This window comes from Vibrio profundi, from assembly GCF_043642225.1.
Classification (GTDB): Bacteria; Pseudomonadota; Gammaproteobacteria; order Enterobacterales; family Vibrionaceae; genus Vibrio; species Vibrio profundi_A.
Genome location: NZ_JBHZSF010000001.1, coordinates 62,590 through 79,613 on the forward strand (window position 1 = coordinate 62,590; position 17,024 = coordinate 79,613).

Sequence of the window (17,024 nt, forward strand, 5' to 3'; positions counted from 1 at the left end):
CATTGTCGCCTCACGCCGCTTCATCTTTGTTTTCAGACAAAGCAACCGCCTGCTCTGGCGCTAGACTCGCGTAAGCTCGCAGTCCTTCTTGGTCGAATGCGATATAACGGATGTCGCCTCGGCGCAGCTTACGTTCATTGAATTCTTTCACTGGCATATCCACACAAATCGTTTTCGCGGTCGAGTCATGTTGTAACTCACACTCTACGCGGTAAAACGCGCCAAGAAATTCGCTAGAAAGAATTCGTACCGGTAAAGATTCAGAGAAACTATCGACGAATTGAATTTGTTCTGGGCGTACTGCTATGTCAAAACGGTCACCAAGCTTTGGATTTAAATTATCGAGCTTAGGTAAGGTCAACATCGATTCGCCAATACGCATCTTAGATTCAGCGGCCACTGACGCTTGAACGAAATTCATACTGCCCACAAATTCGGCGACAAAACGGCTGGTTGGTTTCTGATAAATATCTTGCGGCGCACCGACTTGTTCAATCACACCGTGATTCATCACGACGATGCGATCAGCCATGGTCAACGCTTCATCTTGGTCGTGCGTCACCATGATGGTGGTGATACCCAGCTTACGTTGTAGCTGACAAATCTCATCACGCAAGTGAGTGCGCACTTTTGCATCCAAAGCAGATAAAGGCTCATCCAGTAACAGTAGCCCCGGTGAAAGTGCTAATGCGCGCGCCAAGGCAACACGTTGTTGCTGGCCACCAGAAAGCTGGTTTGGAAACTTATGGCCTGACGTTGGCAAACCTATGCTTTCAAGCCATGATTCCACTTTATCAAGCGCTTCTTTATTCGACTTACCTTGGTTCTTAAGGCCAATGGCAATGTTTTCTTGAACGGTCAAATTAGGGAAGAGCGCGTAAGATTGAAATACGATGCCAAAGTCGCGCTTTTCAGGAGGCAGAAAAGTCGTTTCAGCACCGTTTTGATAAATAGCTCCTGAAGTAGGTAAATCAAGGCCAGCGATCGCACGTAATAACGTGGTTTTTCCACAGCCAGACGGCCCAAGGAAACATACAAATTCGCCCTTTTCGATCGACAAGGAGATCTGTTTTAACGCCGTAAATTGCCCAAACTGCTTCACGACATTTTCAATATTCAAATAAGGTTGATTGCTCATCTTACAGCACTCTTTAGATGGTATATACCAAATTTAAACTTTGAATATTTCAGTTGAGTGACAAATTTATAGAAGCTAAATGACAGTTGTATTGCAGAACCAATACCCATCAATGAGAAATCTTAGTCATTAATACATGCCATGAATTTTCGCTCCGCCCTAGAATTGTAATAACAATAAATTATCAAAAACATAATTTTTGATAATTTCCCATATCACTGTCAATTGCTTAATATTCTCCCATCGAAACAGTTCGACGAATTAATCAAAAGAATTTGGAGCAAGTTATGAAAATGAACCACGTAGGCATCATGGTTGGCGATATGGACAAAGCGGTAGAGTTCTACACTAAAGCGCTAGGTTTACGTATTGTAATGAACAACACCAAAGTAATCGAAGAACGTGAATCTGCGATTGGCCGTATGTGTATTGCCGTATTTGGTGAAGGCTTTAAAGGTTTCAATATCGCTCACCTAGTAACGACAGACGGTATTGGTGTTGAACTGTTTGAAATGAAAGAACGCCAAGAACGTCACGAAGTAGATTTCTCTCGCCTAGGTATCTTCCACTTCTGTCTACAACTGCCAAAAGAACAGTTTGCTTCAGCAATCAAACGTGTTGAAGAGTTTGGCGGTAAGGTTCGTATGGACATCATGCGTTACCACCCAGAAGATGACTCTAAGCAAGCGCAAATGGTTTACCTAGAAGACCCGTTTGGTAACTTATTCGAGTTCTACTCACACTCATACGAAGATACATACGCTTCTGACTACGAGTAATTCTCTACTCCAAATTGTCACTTTCTATGCCCATTAGTTGCTTGAACTAGTGGGCATTTTTGCTCCTCTTTCTCCATTACGCGCGTAATACACGGTTAGTCGATTGAGAAGTTCACCTTTTCGTTAAGATAACGATGACTTATAAGAAATGTCTCTAAATAGTACAAATCACACATCACATAGAGTTAGCCTGTTGTCGAAACCACCCCTATTTGTGATTTTCTTTGCCCTGTAAATGTTCTGCATACTTTTTAGAAATCAGTTGATGTATATGAAGCCCGGTTTTACGGACGAGATACCAATCTATCGCAGCTAATATGACTAAGCCTATTATCGTTCCCATCTAAAACCCCCATGCATATTGAATCATCACTCTATCAGACCAATGATAATTTCTATAAAAAAGGAGGAGGTTTATGTTAAGTAACTACGATTTTCAGAGAAGTTAGAGTTTATTGAGAGCTAAAAATGAAATTCTACAAAGCATGCGAGGGACGGTGTTATGTAGGTAAACAGTAGCGCCAAAGATTAACTATTGACGCCTTGGTCATTTGTTATTGCAACTTTTCCTTCAGAATCATCGACCGTACAACAGTCGCAATTAAGGTTCCTACTACTAGCCCTAAGGCATTTGCACCTAAATCGAGCCATTCACCATAGCGATTTACATATGGTTGAACTAACTCAATAACCCCACTACACACTAATAATCCTGCTATCACGAATAACCACTTTTTGGGTCTCGCTAACGCTATTGGAAAGGCCAAAGCCCCATAAGCAATAAAATGGTGAGTCTTATCTGTACCAGGAACAGGAGGGAGGCTTTCCACTGGGTATAGGGACAAACCCGTGATTATCAGGGCTATTACAATAGTAAATAACAACCACTGGATTTGAACTAAATTTAATACAGATTTCAAAATACACTCCGAATCGCTAAAACGCCCAGCTAAGGTATGAACAATACTGACACCTGACCTAAAGCATTGTGCCATAGTCTCTTGTTATATTTTTCTAAACTCTAGCGCATACTTCTTTTGGGATTTCACAGCTTTATAAAACTTAACGTGATTCCACTCATGTGATTCCACTCATCAGTAGACAAAAGTCGCTTTACTGTCTCTATGTTACGTTCGGACATTCTTAAACCAAAAGTAATATCTGTTACCGCACTCGGTAAAAAGTCCACTGCACCAAATTGATGACGTAACAAGCGCCTTTCTTTTTCATATGCCCAGTGAGTATATTTAGTGCCAAGCACTGAATACATAATATCACCGGCAATTGTGTCTTTGTTATTGGCACCTGCTATTGCTTGAAAATACTTAAATCGAACAATAATGTCCTGATATGGGTAGTCTGCTTGATAGGTCACTTCTATCGGATAAAGATATTGATTAGTCTCAAGTAGCTTAGATTCATTAAAACCAATGCAAAGACCTTTATGCTCATTAGCATAATGAGCCCACATCAGCTGATTTTTCTTAGTTTTGCAAAATGAGCAAATACCCGTTTTCTCTAACTGCTGATCTAAAATTCGTTTGTATGCATCTTGCTGATCTTGAGGGAAAGGGTATTCAGCCCACACAGCTTCAAGAACACTTTCATATGACGATTCAGCCTCAAAAGGATCATTCAAAGTCGCTGGACTGGCGAACCAGAGCTGCTTATTGATTAGAAGTTCAAGACTACCTTTATTAAAGTCTCGAAATTTATATAAGTTAGTCATTTTTCCCTTAAAACTATAACAGTTATTAAACAAAAAGTTCCTATATTTAAATGCCGAATTTTTCTGTCTAGTTCTTTTCAACAATCTTACTGGAATTTTTCATTTATAACAGTGGGTTATCAACATGCATAAGCTGCTAAACTCAAGAATATAGAATTATTCTGTAGAGATTAACTAAAAACTCGTGCGTAGGCTCGTAACTAAAGAGTTAGATAATACTTTGTATGCCAAACAAAAAAGAGCTGACATATTGTCAGCTCTTTTTGTAGGTTGCACTCAATCAAAGATTATGAGTTTTTCAGCCAGATGTCTTTTTCTGCTGCCATCTTCTTTTTACGCTTTTTCTTACCGCCTGTTCCGGCAGGTTTCGCGACAGGTTTTAATGCTTCAACAAGTGCCTTAGTAGCTTCTTCATCAACTTCAAAACCTTCAACTTGCTCACGTTCAAGCCTGATTTTGTTCTTCTTCTCGATCACTTTGAAGTGGTGGTAATCCTCATGATCAATCAGCGAAAGCGCCAAACCAACTTCACCCGCACGGCCGCTTCGACCAATACGGTGCATGTAATCTGAAGGGCTGCGTGGTAAATCAAAGTTAATCACCACTGGCAGTTTTTCGATATCAAGCCCGCGCGCTGCAATGTCTGTTGCGATCAATACATCGATCTCACCGGCTTTAAAATCTTCAAGAATACGAGTACGAGAGCCCTGACCTTTATCGCCATGAAAAACGTCAGCGTATACACCGCGCTTGTATAGCTTGTCAGCTAAATGCTCACAACTGTTCTTCGCGTTCACGAAAATCAATGCTTGGCGCCATTCGTGCTTTTTCACCAAGTGAGCAAGGACTGCGGTTTTTTCACCTTTGTTTACGGTAAATACGCGCTGAACCACTGTGCTTGCATCACTACTTTGTAATTGAACTTCAATTGGGTCGTTCAATAGTTCACGAGTCAGTACTTGAACTTGCTCTGGGAAAGTTGCAGAAAACAAAAGCGTTTGTTTTTGTTTTGGTGTTAGCTTCAATAATGCCGCTAATTCTTCGGTAAAGCCTAGGCTCAACATACGGTCAGCTTCGTCCAGAACTAAAGTTTTCACTTTGTCTAGCTTCACCGCATTACTTGAAATCAAATCAAGTAAACGGCCTGGGGTCGCGACTAAAATATCCGCGCCACCACGTAACGCCAACATTTGGGTATTCACCGACACACCACCAAATACCGCGACGGTTTTCAACGCACCATTGAAGTGAGTCGCATAAGACTTAACGCTGTCTGCAACTTGTTTTGCTAACTCACGGGTCGGGACCAAAATCAGACCGCCCACATAGTTACCTCTTGCGCTGCTTTTGCCTTGAGACTTTTCTTCATGCAGCTGTTGAAGCAATGGAAGTGCAAACGCAGCCGTTTTACCTGAACCAGTATTGGCTCCAGCAATGAGATCACGCCCAGCAAGGACGCTTGGGATTACTTCCGCTTGAATTGGCGTAGGTTGCTGATATTCAAGCTCTGTTAAACGAGCTAAAAGAGGTGAAATAAGGCCAAGCTGTGAAAAATTGGCAGGCGTTGTGACTGTCGTCATTATGGAAAGGACTCAAAGCAAAAATAAGAGCGCGCTATGTTAACGTATTTAGAGGCATTTAAGTAGAGTTATAGACGCTCGTTCTATGCGAAGCAAAACAAGGCGAGAAGCTAAAACTTGCCGATAGTAATAATCTAACAACGATTTATTGATAGTTTAATAAGCGCGGTTCAATTTGAGGCTAATGTGATTTTGTAGTACTTTCAAATTGATACAGTGATTATTCAATCGATACTAAAGATGGTGATGATATGTCGAAAACCACGAAGATCCTTAATGAAGACAAGCTAGTAAAGAAGGCCGTAGAGGTCGCGTTTAAACTAGCCAAGATGCAAGGAATGGATTTACCCGCAACATCTGCACCAATCAAAACTAAGGCTGCTTATCTGTTTCTAGCCGAAGTGAACCAAATTACCCCTCTTCCAGAAGATAAAATGGATGGCCCAAACATTAAAAAACGTTTGGCATTATGGATGCACCAAGCATTACCAGATAATGATCCATTGAAGTAACACCGACCAAAAAATACGAATCCATCACTTTCGGAGTCGCATGGTGCGACTCCGAACTTATCTGCTAGTTTTATCTAAGCCCTCTATCGACGCCAAGCCCCTACCGACTCCAACGCAGTACCTGCCACTCTCTGGGCTTCGCATGCGCATGTAAGCGTTCGCATGGGTTCACCAAGTAGGAATGGTCGGCGTATTCGCACAAAGGTAGGTCATTAATCGAGTCTGTAAAGAAATGCAGTTGGTTAAACGACTCTATTTGCTCTGTCATCCACTGTTCCAACCTGATCACTTTGCCTTGCTGATAGCTTGGCGTTCCCAAAACTTTCGCGGTGTAGTGACCAGATTCCTCAATAAGCTCAATACCGATTGAGTTTGAAATACCCAGCTGCTTAGCGACCACATCGACAATAAAAGAGACGGTCGCAGAGACAATTATCATCGGATGACCTTGGGACTTGAGTGTTCCTATTAATTCCATCGCTTGAGGGAAAATTCGTCCGAGAACTCGAGTTTTTACGCACTCTTCGACAAGTTCTGCCACTTGCTCAATTGAGAAGTGTGTAATCGGCGCCATGGCAAACTTGAGATACTCTTCCATATCCAATTCACCTTTGGCATAAAGCGCCATCAGTCTTTTGTCTTCTGCAAGGAAATCAGGGGAGTCGACCAAGCCTTTTTCGACTAGAAACTCGTTCCAAATCATTGCACTATCGCCATCCAAAAGAGTTTCATCCAGATCAAAGATATACAGCGGTGTCGTCATATCATTTACTCGCTTAATTAGGTTTGCCATAGCTGCATAGTACTTTGCCTATGGAGTGTGAAGGATTAAAGACAATAATCAGTAACTGCATTACGATTCGACTTTATCCGCCTTACCTGCCGCGCCAGCCAATTTAGCTAACTGCTTATCTAGCCACACGGGTTTAAGCCCGGCGTCTTCAGCATTTTCTTTTCTGCGGACAGCATCTCTCACCATCATCGCACCTAACCAACGGATAGGCTCTGGCGGAAATTGACCAAGCGGCCCTTTAGTCAACCCGCTTCGCGTCCAACCATTGTCTAGTCCTAGTACCATCGAGGAGAGCACTTTACCGCCCATTCGTGTTTGCGCGACGCCGTTACCTGAATACCCCAAACCATAGTAAATATTAGGCTGCCCCTTTAGGTTGCCGAAAAATGGCAAACCCGTGACAGAGCGGTCAGAACCGCCAGACCAGTTATAGTCAAAGTCAGTTTGTTCCAATTTAGGAAAGAGAGTCTGGAAAGACTGATTGAGCAAAGGTAGATAAGATGTTGGCTGATTGAACATACTCTCAACCTGATTGGCGAAGGAAAACTTATTTCCTCCTTTACCTAGCATTAAGCGTCCATCTTGCGTATCTCGGTAATAGTGAACGAAGATCCGCGAATCTACGACAGCTGCGCCTTTTTCAGGGCCGAACTGTTTCAGCTTTTCAGGGATGGGCTTGGTCATCACCATGTCGGATGATACGACAACAATGCTGCGTTTGAATTCTTTGAATTGGTCGAGCATCCACGCATTGAGCGCGAGCACCACTTGATCTGCATACACGGAAGCATTCTTGGTTTTGACTCGTGCAGGCTTGCCGTAATCAATCGACTCCATTGCGGTGTTCTCAAAAATTTCAACACCAAGCTCGATGGCAATTCTGCGCAAGCCTCTCGCAAGTAAGGCTGGCTGCACACTACCAGCAGCTTCTGAGTAAAACCCTTCGATATGTCGATGCGAGCCTGCTTTGTCGGCAATGGATGAATCGCATTTTTTCCAGCTGTTAATACCTTGCTTAATAAGCTCGTTGACAACAGGTTGCATGCCCCCTTTCTGCGCTTCATTCGTTGCGGTGTAATAAGTACCGCTACGATATAAGTGGGCATCAATATTGTGTTGCTCGCAAAAAGCTTCAATTTCGAACACGACTTTCTCAGACTCTTTGACCAACCACTTCGCTTGTTCTTGACCATACAATTTTTTAAGCGTTGGGTACTTAGTTGACCAAGTCAGCATACAACCACCATTCGCGCCAGACGCCCCGCTGCCACACAGCCCTTTCTCAAGAACTACAACATGTTTGTTAGGCTGTTGCTGCTTGATTAATATCGCAGTCCAAAGGCCCGTATAACCTCCACCCACAATCGCGATGTCGCAATGGATATCGTTGTCTAGTGGCGTTGCTGGAGTTGGTTGTTCTAATTCAAGGGCTTGCTTGAACCAATAAGAATAGTGTTTTGACATATTACTGCACCTGTCATGCTCAGCGTGGCGAAACCAATCTTGGCTAATTATGTAGCGGCTCGATGTAACCCGTTGGTTTGCCATCATGTCGCGATAAAAACATAGAAAGGAAGGCCTAAGCCTTCCTTTTTTACTGGATTACAAATCGATTACGATTTTGGCTCTGACTTAGCATCAAACTTTTCAGACCACGTTTTTAATACTTGCGCACGCTCGTTACCCATACGCGTAAAGTCCATTTTCGCCATGTTCTTTTCTACGTTCGGGAAGTTTTTCACCGTTGCGGTAACGTCTTGGTGGCCAACAACAGGATACATTTCAATGTACAGTTCATTTGCTGTTTTCGAGATAGACCAATCAACAACACGTTGCGCAGCTTCAGACGGCTTAACTAGGCCAACCGCTTCTGACTCCCAGCCAATTCCTTCTGGCGTGATCACTGATAACGGCGCACCTTGTGTTTTGAGTTTCGCACCACGGCTCGCCATTGAAATACCAATCGCGACTTCACCCATTCCCGCTTGAACACACGGCTTAGAACCGGAGTGAGTGTAATGCGCGATATTTTTATCTAGCTTCTTCATGTAGTTCCAACCTTGGTCTTCACCCATGTTTTGCAGCCATGCCGATACTTGCATGTAGCCAGTACCCGATGACGCTGGGTTCGGCATCGCAATGTGCCCTTTGTAAATTGGCTTAGTCAGATCTTCCCAAGATTGTGGCGCTGGTAAGTTAAGCTGCTTCGCTACCGCTTCGTTAAAACAAACTGCATTGAAGAAAGCGTCATTTCCGTACCAAGCTTGGCCGGATTGCGGATCATTGAGATTAGCGCGCAGCTCATCGACACCCTTTGGTGTGTAAGGCTTCAAAATACCTTCATTTTTAAGCAGCGCCATCGATGAACCAGCCAAGCCCCATACTACTTCAGCACGAGGATTGTTTTTCTCTGCCAATAATTTAGCCGTCATGATTCCTGTTGAGTCACGTACCCATTTGATTTTCACATCTGGGTTTTCGCTTTCAAACGCATTCTTATATTTCGCTAGAATGTCGGTTTCAAAAGCCGTGTAAACCGTCACTTCCTGTGCAGCAAATGCATTGCTTGCTAACAGTGATACAAGTGCAGCCAGTGATCCTTTCATAAAACGGTTTTTCATCATCTTCTCCAATTAGACAGTACGCCTACAAATTGTTTGTTTTTACATTTGAGTAATCAGATACACCCTTTAAATTGGTATGTACCAGTTAACGAGTAATAACCTAAGTGATGTTTATGACGGTTAAATGAACAAAAAATGGCAATTCAAAGGTATTCATTTAACGAATGGGCGACCATTAATTATCAATATGAAGCTTTTATGAAGATGCATTTGAGGCTATTTACCTCCATTCATTTCCGTTGCTAAAGTAGTCTTAAGTACTGGTATAGTCCAAATGGAAATTAACATGAGAAGTGAATACTTATTGCTGACCCCTGGCCCTCTATCTACTTCTGAAAGCGTTCGACAAGCGATGCTCAAAGACTGGTGTACATGGGATGATGAATACAACAAAGACATTGTCGAAGTAATTCGCCGTAAGTTAGTTGCACTCGCAACCACTCATTCAGGCTATACAAGCGTACTGATGCAAGGCAGCGGCACGGCATCTGTAGAAGCAACGATCGGCAGCGTTATTGGTGCTAACGGTAAATTGTTGGTGGTTGATAACGGCGCTTACGGTGCTCGCATTGCTCAAATTGCTGAATACTTAAAAATTCCATGCCATGTCGTTTCCCCAGGTGAAACATCACAACCTGACTTGAACGAAATGGAAACGGCATTGGCGATGGATCCAAGTATCTCTCATGTGGCGATTGTTCACTGCGAAACGACAACCGGCATGCTTAACCCTATTCAAGAAATTGCGAGCCTTGCGAAGGCTCACGATAAGACCGTGATCTTAGATGCGATGTCTAGCTTTGGGGGCATACCTATGGATATCGCCGAGCTTGGCATCGACTTTATGATCAGCTCGGCAAACAAATGTATTCAAGGCGTGCCCGGATTTGGCTTCGTCATCGCTAAGCAAAGTGAATTAGAAAAATGCCAAGGGCAAGCTCGCTCACTAAGCCTAGATTTGTACGACCAATGGCACTGCATGGAAGTCAATCACGGTAAATGGCGTTTCACCTCACCCACTCATACTGTGCGTGCCTTTTATCAAGCCTTGCTCGAATTGGAACAAGAAGGCGGCATTGAAGCTCGCTATCAGCGTTATTCCACCAACCAGACAACATTGGTGGCTGGAATGCGATCATTGGGGTTCGAACCACTATTAAACGATGAGCTTCATTCTCCAATCATTACTTCTTTTTACTCGCCCACTCACAGCGATTATCAATTCAAAGCGTTTTACGACCGTTTGAAAGAACAAGGTTTTGTTATTTATCCAGGCAAAGTCTCCAACGCAGACTGTTTTCGTATTGGCAACATTGGAGAAGTGTACCCAGCCGATATTGAACGACTCATAGGCGCGATAAAAAGTGCAATGTATTGGGAAGTTGAATCATGAGCATCACTTCACCAGTGACACCTGAACAGCAAAAGAAGGCGGCCTTGGCTCCTTGTGCGACTCACCTGCGCAGTGAAGGCGATGTTAACACTACGCCCGCTCGCGAAAAGTGGAACGCCTCTTTAAACGATGAAGCAACCCAATCGCTATTGAAGCGCGATGCTGATGTGTTCCTTCACCAAGCGATGTCGACGCCTTGCTTAGATACACTAGAAGCCGCCCACGGTATCTATATTCAAGATACAACGGGAAAAAAGTACATGGATTTTCATGGCAACAACGTTCATCAACTTGGTTATGGGCATCCGTATCTCATCAACAAGGTCACCCAGCAAATGGCTGAGTTACCTTTTTCTCCGCGTCGCTTTACCAATGAAACAGCCATTCAATGTGCTGAAAAGCTTACCTCGATTTGTGGTGGTGGGTTGAACCGAGTGCTGTTTGCGCCCGGAGGCACGTCAGTGATTGGTATGGCTTTGAAATTAGCACGCCATGTCACCAACAACTTTAAAGTCGTGTCGTTATGGGATTCCTTTCACGGCGCTTCGTTAGACGCGATCTCTGTAGGAGGCGAAGCGTGTTTCCGCGAAGGCATGGGGCCATTGATGGCCGGAGTGGAGCGCATTCCACCAGCGGTTTCTTACCGTGGCGCTTTCCCGTTCAATGAACATAAGGCCAATGATTCTGAAACCGCATGTGACGTGCATTACGCTGATTATTTGGAATACGTGATTGAGAAAGAAGGTGGAATCGGTGCGTTTATCGCAGAAGCCGTGCGCAACACCGATGTTCAAGTGCCAAGTAAAGCCTATTGGAAACGCGTTCGAGAAATCTGTGATAAGCACAACGTGTTGTTGATTATTGACGATATTCCTAACGGCATGGGGCGCAGTGGTGAATGGTTTACTCACCAAGCGTTTGACATCGAACCCGACATTTTATGCATCGGAAAAGGGTTTGGCGGCGGCTTAGTCCCGATTGCCGCGATGATCACCAAAGACAAATACAACACTGCCGCACAAGTCTCGTTAGGTCATTACACCAACGAGAAAAGCCCGATTGGCTGCGCTGCGGCTTTAGCGACTATGGAAGTCATCGAGCAAGAAGGTTTGCTGGAAAAAGTCCAAACTGATAGCGAATTTGTTCGTCAGCAACTAACCGCTCTGAAAGACAAATACCCGATTATTGGTGACGTTCGGGGGATCGGCCTGTTATGGGGAGTCGAGTTAGTGACTGATCGTCTAACCAAAACACGCGCCTTTGATGAAGCAGAAGCTGCGCTTTATCAATGCTTGAACGACGGCCTGAGTTTTAAGGTTTCACAGGGCAATGTGATCCAACTAAGCCCGCCATTGATTATTGAACGCCAAGATTTGCAAACCGCGCTTTCTATCTTTGAACGCGCCATCGCCAAAGTCTCACATGACTTCAACTACTGAATCTGAATAAAACACCATAATCCACCAGACAACCGAACAATTTAGGGAACAACCATGACACATTCAACACAATCTCCAGTTCAAGCCGTTATCTTCGATTGGGCTGGTACTATAGTCGATTTCGGCTCATTTGCACCAACGAGTATTTTCGTTGAAGCATTTAAACAAGGCTTTGATTTTGAAATTGATTTAAGTGAAGCACGTGAACCAATGGGATTAGGAAAATGGGATCACATCCAAGCTGTAGGTCAATTACCGTCGGTTGACGCACGCTGGAACGAACAATTTGGCCGCTCGATGACGAGTGAAGATGTGGATGCCATCTATGCGGCGTTCATGCCACTACAAAAAGCAAAAGTTGCAGACCATGCAGCGCCAATCCTAAACGCGATTGAAGTAGTTGATAATCTAAAAGCGCAAGGCATCAGAATTGGCTCTTGTTCTGGCTACCCGCGCCAAGTGATGGATGTATTGGTGCCTGTTGCCGCCGATTATGGTTACCAACCTGACTGTGTTGTCGCTACCGATGATTTACCGCAAGGCGGTCGACCAGCGCCATACATGGCATTGAAAAACGTTATCGATTTAGCCGTTACTAATGTGTCAGCTTGCATCAAAGTCGACGATGCAGCGCCAGGCATTGATGAAGGACACAATGCAGGCATGTGGACGGTTGGTTTACTGCTTTCAGGAAACGAAGCTGGCCTTACATACCAAGAATACCTAGATGCCGATGCTCAAACGCTTGAGACTGCTCGTGAGAAAGCGCGTGTTAAACTAAGCAAATCGACACCGCACTATCTCATCGATACTATCGCTGACTTCCCTGAAGTGGTCGCCGATATCGAGAAGCGCTTACTTGCAGGGGAGCGCCCTTAGCCCCCTAAAAAGCATAACTAATCATTAAGTTAAGGCCGCACATTGCGGCCTTTTTCATTTCTAGAGTCAAAAGATTTTCTAACTCACGTTCCCTACTGACATGTTCTGACAGTCACTGCACTTATTCTTTACCTGAGCGCAAAAAGCGCCACATTCAAAACTTATCAACATCAAAAGGAAAGGTCATGGAACAGGTAATCGAATTAGTTAGCTTCAAGTTAGTACACGGAACAACACAAAAGGATTTCATTGAAGCAGCAGAGAAAAGTCAGAAGTTTGTGAGTACACTGCCGGGCTTTCTTTACCGCTCACTCAGCCACAACGAGGAGCAAGATAGTTGGACCGATACGGTTTACTGGCGCTCGATGGAAGATGCAAAATCGGCAGGTGAGCAGTTTATGAGTTGCGCTGACTGCCAACCATTAATGGCTATGATCACACCAGATTCTGTCAATATGCAGCATCAGCAGATTAAAATGGACAGTGAGTGCCAAAAGTAACGATACTTAGGCTTAACGGAAATTTCGTTAAGCCTTCATTTTTAAAGGGAACATAATGAGTAAAGCTGAACGCCTTTTTGAGCTACTGACACTGCTACGTTCAAAGCGCTATGCGGTCACCGCAGCAGAACTAGCAAGAACGATGGAAGTCAGTGAGCGGACTATCTACAGAGATATCCAGTCGTTGCTGCTTTCCGGTGTTCCAATTCAAGGAGAAGCGGGAGTTGGTTATTTACTTAAAGATGGCTCCCACTTGCCACCGCTTATGTTCAGTGAAAAAGAAATGATGGCGCTGGAGCTTGGAATGAGAATGGTTCGAGCTTGGTCTGATCAAGAGCTTGCCGACGCTTCTCGGTCTGCGTCTGCGAAAATCTTGTCCGTGTTACCTGATCACCTTAAACAACAAGTAGAAGCGTTTCCTATTGTTGTGCCCGACTTTCACATCCAGTCTGACACGGCTAAAAAAGGGCAAGCATTAAGGCATGCCACCGACTTGAAAAAGCGAGTGATGTTCGATTATGTCGCAGAAGATGGCTCTCAGACACAGCGAATTCTACAACCTTTAGGGCAAATTTTTTGGGGAAAGAATTGGACGCTCGTGGCGTGGTGTGAATTAAGAGAAAACTACCGTTTATTCAGATTAGACCGAATTCAAAAAATGAACATATTGGAAGATAGCTTTGAGACCAATGATAATAAGAGCTTGAAGCATTATCTAGCTCAGTATACTTCATCCTAATAATCGCCGAATAATAACGCCGACAATCACTGCCTATAGATTAAATAAACCTCGTGAGAATAGAGTTACGATAATAGGATAATACAGTTCACAAAATCTTCCGCGGTACGCCTTTTACAAAATTCGGTGAGCGAACGGCAGCACCCTTTCTACAGAAACCCGGTTAATCAAAGAGTTAATACCTTTCCGGCTCTAGCATTTCATAACAGCGCAAAGCCCCAAATACCTTAACACCCTTATCTAAGATCCCAATCACACCTTCTCATAATTGAGATTTAATCGGTTAAGTCTATATTTCAATAGGAAGCTATTGATCATGATGCGCAACATAATCAACAATGCAACCGTAGTTTATAAAATAATCACAATAAAGATATCTTGCTAACGATCTGACAATTGCAGTCTTAACGCCTTATTCGAAGATTACTTAGCCATTTGATACAAAACTCAAAGGAAAGAGTAATGAAACAACTCTCAAAAATAATGTGTGCTTTAGTTGCAACTAGTGCTTTAGCATCTCAAGTAAGCTTTGCTCAAGACGTTTATGTGGGAGCAAAAGTTGGTAGTGGTTGGTTAGACAGTGGCTGTGCCGTTAGTACTAACTGTGATGATGACGCTATTGGTGCAGGCATTTACACCGGTTACCGCTTTTCCGAGCAATTTGGTGTTGAACTAGGTACTGACTACCTAGGTGAATACGACACTAGCTTCGCTAGCGGAGGCACTGTTGCTCAGTTTAGTGACTCTATCATCGCGATAACCCTTGCCCCTGTATTGACACTTCCTCTTCACGAAGAATTTTCGCTCTTTGTTAAAGCCGGTCCGGCTTACATTTCTCATGGTGGTGAAGACGACATCGTGGGTACGGTTGGTCTAGGTGGTGAAAAACGTTTGTCTGACAACTTTTCTCTGCGTTTGGAGTACCAATACTTCAACGACTTTGAAGACAAGTATATCCATGATCTAAACGCTAACTTCCTTTCTATTGGACTGAGTTACTTCTTCGGAAACGCAGCTCAAACCGCAGCACCAGTCGAACAGAAAGTTGTTGAACCAGCACCTGTGACACAACCAGTCGCCGAGCCACCGGTAGAGCCAGAAGTTGTTGTCGCAACGATGAAAACTCAAAAAGAAGCGTACACAAAAGGCTTATTTGAAACTAACGGTACTCAAGTATCAGCGGAAGGTGAGCAAGAGCTGCAATCTTCATTGGAGACACTACTTGCACACCCGCAAGCGACAATCGAAATCGTGGGTCATACCGATTCATCTGGTTCTGCAAAATACAATATGACACTTTCAGAAAAGCGTGCCGAAGCCGTAGCAAACTTTTTCATTGAAAATGGTGTCGACGCTTCTCGTATTACTGCTAGCGGTGAAGGGGAGTCAAACCCTGTTGCTTCAAACGATACTCCTGAAGGGCGTAGCTTAAACCGACGTGTAGAAACTACAATTCCAAGCTTTGAATACGAAGAAACCGTTCAATAACAGTTTCTCACCATTCCATAATAAAAAAGGCTCAACAGCAGAAGCTGTTGGGCCTTTTCAATACCAAAACCTTTCAATTGATTACACAATTTCCCAGCTGTGTGTCATCTCAATGCCAGCACCTAGCATTAGGCACACTGAACAATACTTTTCTAATGAGTCCGCGCATACTTTTGCCACGATCTCTTCATTTAGGTTTTCACCTGACACTTCAAAATGAATGTTAATACCAGTAAAGATACGAGGAGCAGTTTCACGGCGTTCAGTATTCAGTTTTGCATTACACGCCGTTACGTTTTGGCCCGCTTCTTTTAATCCATCAACCACATCAACAGAACTACAACCACCAGCAGCCATCAAAACCATTTCCATCGGGCTTGGAGCCGTCGCGCCACCGTTACCATCCATCACGATAGAGTGTCCCGATTGAGATTGACCTAGGAACTTAAAACCTTCAATCCATTTCACTTCTGCTTGCATTCTGCCTCATTAACGCTCAATCGCGTGTCGTCTGTTTAACATATCCGGTATCACCTGAGCGATACTCTTCTTTGCCGACAAAGTACTACTGCTTAAGCTGAGAGGCAAGGTCATAGGCGTATTCTGTTAGTACCCTAGCGTTATCTGCCCGATTACTGTCCCCACACTTATATTTTTGATAATAGAAGTTCGGGCTCGAATAGATTGGCAGAATATTATCTTGGTAGCTCATGACCGTCCCTGCATTTCCGCAAAGCGCTCCGCGAGCATAGGCTTTGATTTTGTGCTGATCCCATGCGGGTGTGGTGTCTTCAAGATCACTGTCTAATTGCTCAGCGAGCGTAGCGGGATCGTGTTCTGCCCATGCGAGATGCCCCAACTCATGTTCGAGAGTTAACTCGTCTGCGCTTTCAGATAAAATAAAGAACTTTTCAAACTCAGACCGAGCGGTTTGTCCTTCTTGAATGCCAGCAAAATAACCACTGTCGTCTGATAACACGACGCCGTAATAGACATTGGGAGCATTCTTGATACTCGCTATCTTATCCTGGCCGGTGAACTGCTCTAACCCAAAGTGCACCCATCCTAGATTCAGCATAAAACGCTCGTCGATTTCGACATAAGTGACACTAGCCAGTTTCCTTCTCATGGGTATACAGCTATTTTCTAGCACTGTATTCGCCATCCCAATGTCATTTCTGATTTGACTCACAATGTCTCTATTTTCCCTAACGCCTAGCTCAACAAAGAAATGAATCGGCGTTGTGACGGCAACTTCGCGTTCGCAAGTCGGTAAATCAAGCTCAACAGAGGCAGCAGAAGACAAAGAAGCAAACATCGAGTTAACAGCAACGACTGCCGCTAAACGGAAATTATTCATGTTAGTTATGTCAGGTTAATGGGCAGACTCCGTTTTATAAAGCAGCATAGACAAATATGCAAACCGACCAA

The 17,024-nt window shown here is 43.9% G+C and carries 17 protein-coding genes; 8 read left to right on the forward strand and 9 right to left on the reverse strand.

Annotated features, from left to right (window positions below):
- Positions 1 to 10: 10 nt before the first annotated feature.
- Entirely contained in the window at positions 11 to 1,138 is a 1,128-nt protein-coding gene (locus ACHUFI_RS00310; protein ID WP_394246064.1) for a putative 2-aminoethylphosphonate ABC transporter ATP-binding protein, read from the reverse strand.
- A 287-nt stretch (positions 1,139 to 1,425) separates the two neighbouring features.
- On the opposite strand from ACHUFI_RS00310, the gene ACHUFI_RS00315 reads away from it, so the two are divergent.
- On the forward strand, positions 1,426 to 1,917 hold the full coding sequence (locus tag ACHUFI_RS00315; protein WP_137356834.1) for a VOC family protein: 492 nt from the start codon (positions 1,426 to 1,428) through the stop codon (positions 1,915 to 1,917).
- 554 nt (positions 1,918 to 2,471) lie between these two features.
- On the opposite strand, the gene ACHUFI_RS00320 is transcribed toward ACHUFI_RS00315, so the two are convergent.
- From ACHUFI_RS00320 to ACHUFI_RS00330, 3 genes are all read right to left on the reverse strand, one after another.
- Entirely contained in the window at positions 2,472 to 2,837 is a 366-nt protein-coding gene (locus tag ACHUFI_RS00320) for a VanZ family protein (protein ID WP_394246065.1), read from the reverse strand.
- A gap of 125 nt (positions 2,838 to 2,962) precedes the next feature.
- Positions 2,963 to 3,646, reverse strand: a complete 684-nt coding sequence (locus tag ACHUFI_RS00325) for a DUF2971 domain-containing protein (protein ID WP_394246067.1) — start codon at positions 3,644 to 3,646, stop codon at positions 2,963 to 2,965.
- A gap of 287 nt (positions 3,647 to 3,933) precedes the next feature.
- Positions 3,934 to 5,226, reverse strand: coding sequence for a DEAD/DEAH box helicase (locus ACHUFI_RS00330; RefSeq protein WP_394246068.1), 1,293 nt, complete (start codon positions 5,224 to 5,226; stop codon positions 3,934 to 3,936).
- Positions 5,227 to 5,477: 251 nt separating this feature from the next.
- Here ACHUFI_RS00330 and ACHUFI_RS00335 point away from each other — a divergent pair, with 251 nt between their 5' ends.
- Positions 5,478 to 5,738 carry a DUF5062 family protein gene (locus ACHUFI_RS00335; protein WP_137356823.1) on the forward strand — a complete coding sequence of 87 codons (261 nt, stop codon included), beginning with the start codon at positions 5,478 to 5,480 and terminating at the stop codon, positions 5,736 to 5,738.
- Positions 5,739 to 5,838: 100 nt separating this feature from the next.
- On the opposite strand, the gene ACHUFI_RS00340 is transcribed toward ACHUFI_RS00335, so the two are convergent.
- The 3 genes from ACHUFI_RS00340 to ACHUFI_RS00350 all read right to left on the reverse strand — a co-directional run bounded on the left by ACHUFI_RS00340 (position 5,839) and on the right by ACHUFI_RS00350 (position 9,155).
- Positions 5,839 to 6,501 (reverse strand): HAD family hydrolase, encoded by a 663-nt coding sequence (locus ACHUFI_RS00340; protein ID WP_394246933.1) that lies wholly within the window; start codon positions 6,499 to 6,501, stop codon positions 5,839 to 5,841.
- Positions 6,502 to 6,591: 90 nt separating this feature from the next.
- Positions 6,592 to 7,995 carry an FAD-dependent oxidoreductase gene (locus tag ACHUFI_RS00345; RefSeq protein ID WP_394246070.1) on the reverse strand — a complete coding sequence of 468 codons (1,404 nt, stop codon included), beginning with the start codon at positions 7,993 to 7,995 and terminating at the stop codon, positions 6,592 to 6,594.
- A 149-nt stretch (positions 7,996 to 8,144) separates the two neighbouring features.
- Positions 8,145 to 9,155 (reverse strand): putative 2-aminoethylphosphonate ABC transporter substrate-binding protein, encoded by a 1,011-nt coding sequence (locus tag ACHUFI_RS00350; RefSeq protein ID WP_394246071.1) that lies wholly within the window; start codon positions 9,153 to 9,155, stop codon positions 8,145 to 8,147.
- A gap of 286 nt (positions 9,156 to 9,441) precedes the next feature.
- Here ACHUFI_RS00350 and phnW point away from each other — a divergent pair, with 286 nt between their 5' ends.
- From phnW to ACHUFI_RS00380, 6 genes are all read left to right on the forward strand, one after another.
- A complete protein-coding gene (gene phnW / locus ACHUFI_RS00355) occupies positions 9,442 to 10,548 on the forward strand; it encodes a 2-aminoethylphosphonate--pyruvate transaminase (protein WP_394246073.1) in 1,107 nt (368 codons plus the stop codon).
- Positions 10,545 to 11,987 carry an aspartate aminotransferase family protein gene (locus ACHUFI_RS00360; RefSeq protein WP_394246074.1) on the forward strand — a complete coding sequence of 481 codons (1,443 nt, stop codon included), beginning with the start codon at positions 10,545 to 10,547 and terminating at the stop codon, positions 11,985 to 11,987. Before phnW ends, ACHUFI_RS00360 begins: the two co-directional genes overlap by 4 nt.
- Positions 11,988 to 12,041: 54 nt before the next feature.
- On the forward strand, positions 12,042 to 12,866 hold the full coding sequence (gene phnX / locus ACHUFI_RS00365) for a phosphonoacetaldehyde hydrolase (RefSeq protein ID WP_394246075.1): 825 nt from the start codon (positions 12,042 to 12,044) through the stop codon (positions 12,864 to 12,866).
- Between the two features lie 185 nt (positions 12,867 to 13,051).
- A complete protein-coding gene (locus ACHUFI_RS00370; RefSeq protein WP_394246077.1) occupies positions 13,052 to 13,366 on the forward strand; it encodes an antibiotic biosynthesis monooxygenase family protein in 315 nt (104 codons plus the stop codon).
- Between the two features lie 55 nt (positions 13,367 to 13,421).
- Positions 13,422 to 14,105 carry a helix-turn-helix transcriptional regulator gene (locus tag ACHUFI_RS00375; protein ID WP_394246079.1) on the forward strand — a complete coding sequence of 228 codons (684 nt, stop codon included), beginning with the start codon at positions 13,422 to 13,424 and terminating at the stop codon, positions 14,103 to 14,105.
- A 462-nt stretch (positions 14,106 to 14,567) separates the two neighbouring features.
- Positions 14,568 to 15,593 carry an OmpA family protein gene (locus ACHUFI_RS00380; RefSeq protein WP_394246080.1) on the forward strand — a complete coding sequence of 342 codons (1,026 nt, stop codon included), beginning with the start codon at positions 14,568 to 14,570 and terminating at the stop codon, positions 15,591 to 15,593.
- Positions 15,594 to 15,674: 81 nt separating this feature from the next.
- Here ACHUFI_RS00380 and ACHUFI_RS00385 read toward each other — a convergent pair whose 3' ends face one another.
- The gene (locus tag ACHUFI_RS00385; protein ID WP_394246082.1) at positions 15,675 to 16,073 is read right to left on the reverse strand and encodes an OsmC family protein; all 399 of its coding nucleotides are present in this window, start codon (positions 16,071 to 16,073) and stop codon (positions 15,675 to 15,677) included.
- A gap of 85 nt (positions 16,074 to 16,158) precedes the next feature.
- Positions 16,159 to 16,953 (reverse strand): hypothetical protein, encoded by a 795-nt coding sequence (locus ACHUFI_RS00390; RefSeq protein WP_394246083.1) that lies wholly within the window; start codon positions 16,951 to 16,953, stop codon positions 16,159 to 16,161.
- Positions 16,954 to 17,024 lie beyond the last annotated feature (71 nt).

Bases quoted from the DNA above. Each gene is read 5' to 3' on its own strand.
- phnW (WP_394246073.1), top strand. From the start codon at position 9,442: ATGAGAAGTGAATACTTATTGCTGACCCCTGGCCCTCTATCTACTTCT.
- phnX (WP_394246075.1), top strand. From the start codon at position 12,042: ATGACACATTCAACACAATCTCCAGTTCAAGCCGTTATCTTCGATTGG.
- ACHUFI_RS00370 (WP_394246077.1), top strand. From the start codon at position 13,052: ATGGAACAGGTAATCGAATTAGTTAGCTTCAAGTTAGTACACGGAACA.
- ACHUFI_RS00340 (WP_394246933.1), bottom strand. From the start codon at position 6,501: ATGACGACACCGCTGTATATCTTTGATCTGGATGAAACTCTTTTGGAT.
- ACHUFI_RS00325 (WP_394246067.1), bottom strand. From the start codon at position 3,646: ATGACTAACTTATATAAATTTCGAGACTTTAATAAAGGTAGTCTTGAA.
- ACHUFI_RS00390 (WP_394246083.1), bottom strand. From the start codon at position 16,953: ATGAATAATTTCCGTTTAGCGGCAGTCGTTGCTGTTAACTCGATGTTT.
- ACHUFI_RS00310 (WP_394246064.1), bottom strand. From the start codon at position 1,138: ATGAGCAATCAACCTTATTTGAATATTGAAAATGTCGTGAAGCAGTTT.
- ACHUFI_RS00345 (WP_394246070.1), bottom strand. From the start codon at position 7,995: ATGTCAAAACACTATTCTTATTGGTTCAAGCAAGCCCTTGAATTAGAA.
- ACHUFI_RS00375 (WP_394246079.1), top strand. From the start codon at position 13,422: ATGAGTAAAGCTGAACGCCTTTTTGAGCTACTGACACTGCTACGTTCA.
- ACHUFI_RS00380 (WP_394246080.1), top strand. From the start codon at position 14,568: ATGAAACAACTCTCAAAAATAATGTGTGCTTTAGTTGCAACTAGTGCT.
- ACHUFI_RS00360 (WP_394246074.1), top strand. From the start codon at position 10,545: ATGAGCATCACTTCACCAGTGACACCTGAACAGCAAAAGAAGGCGGCC.
- ACHUFI_RS00335 (WP_137356823.1), top strand. From the start codon at position 5,478: ATGTCGAAAACCACGAAGATCCTTAATGAAGACAAGCTAGTAAAGAAG.
- ACHUFI_RS00315 (WP_137356834.1), top strand. From the start codon at position 1,426: ATGAAAATGAACCACGTAGGCATCATGGTTGGCGATATGGACAAAGCG.
- ACHUFI_RS00350 (WP_394246071.1), bottom strand. From the start codon at position 9,155: ATGATGAAAAACCGTTTTATGAAAGGATCACTGGCTGCACTTGTATCA.
- ACHUFI_RS00330 (WP_394246068.1), bottom strand. From the start codon at position 5,226: ATGACGACAGTCACAACGCCTGCCAATTTTTCACAGCTTGGCCTTATT.
- ACHUFI_RS00385 (WP_394246082.1), bottom strand. From the start codon at position 16,073: ATGCAAGCAGAAGTGAAATGGATTGAAGGTTTTAAGTTCCTAGGTCAA.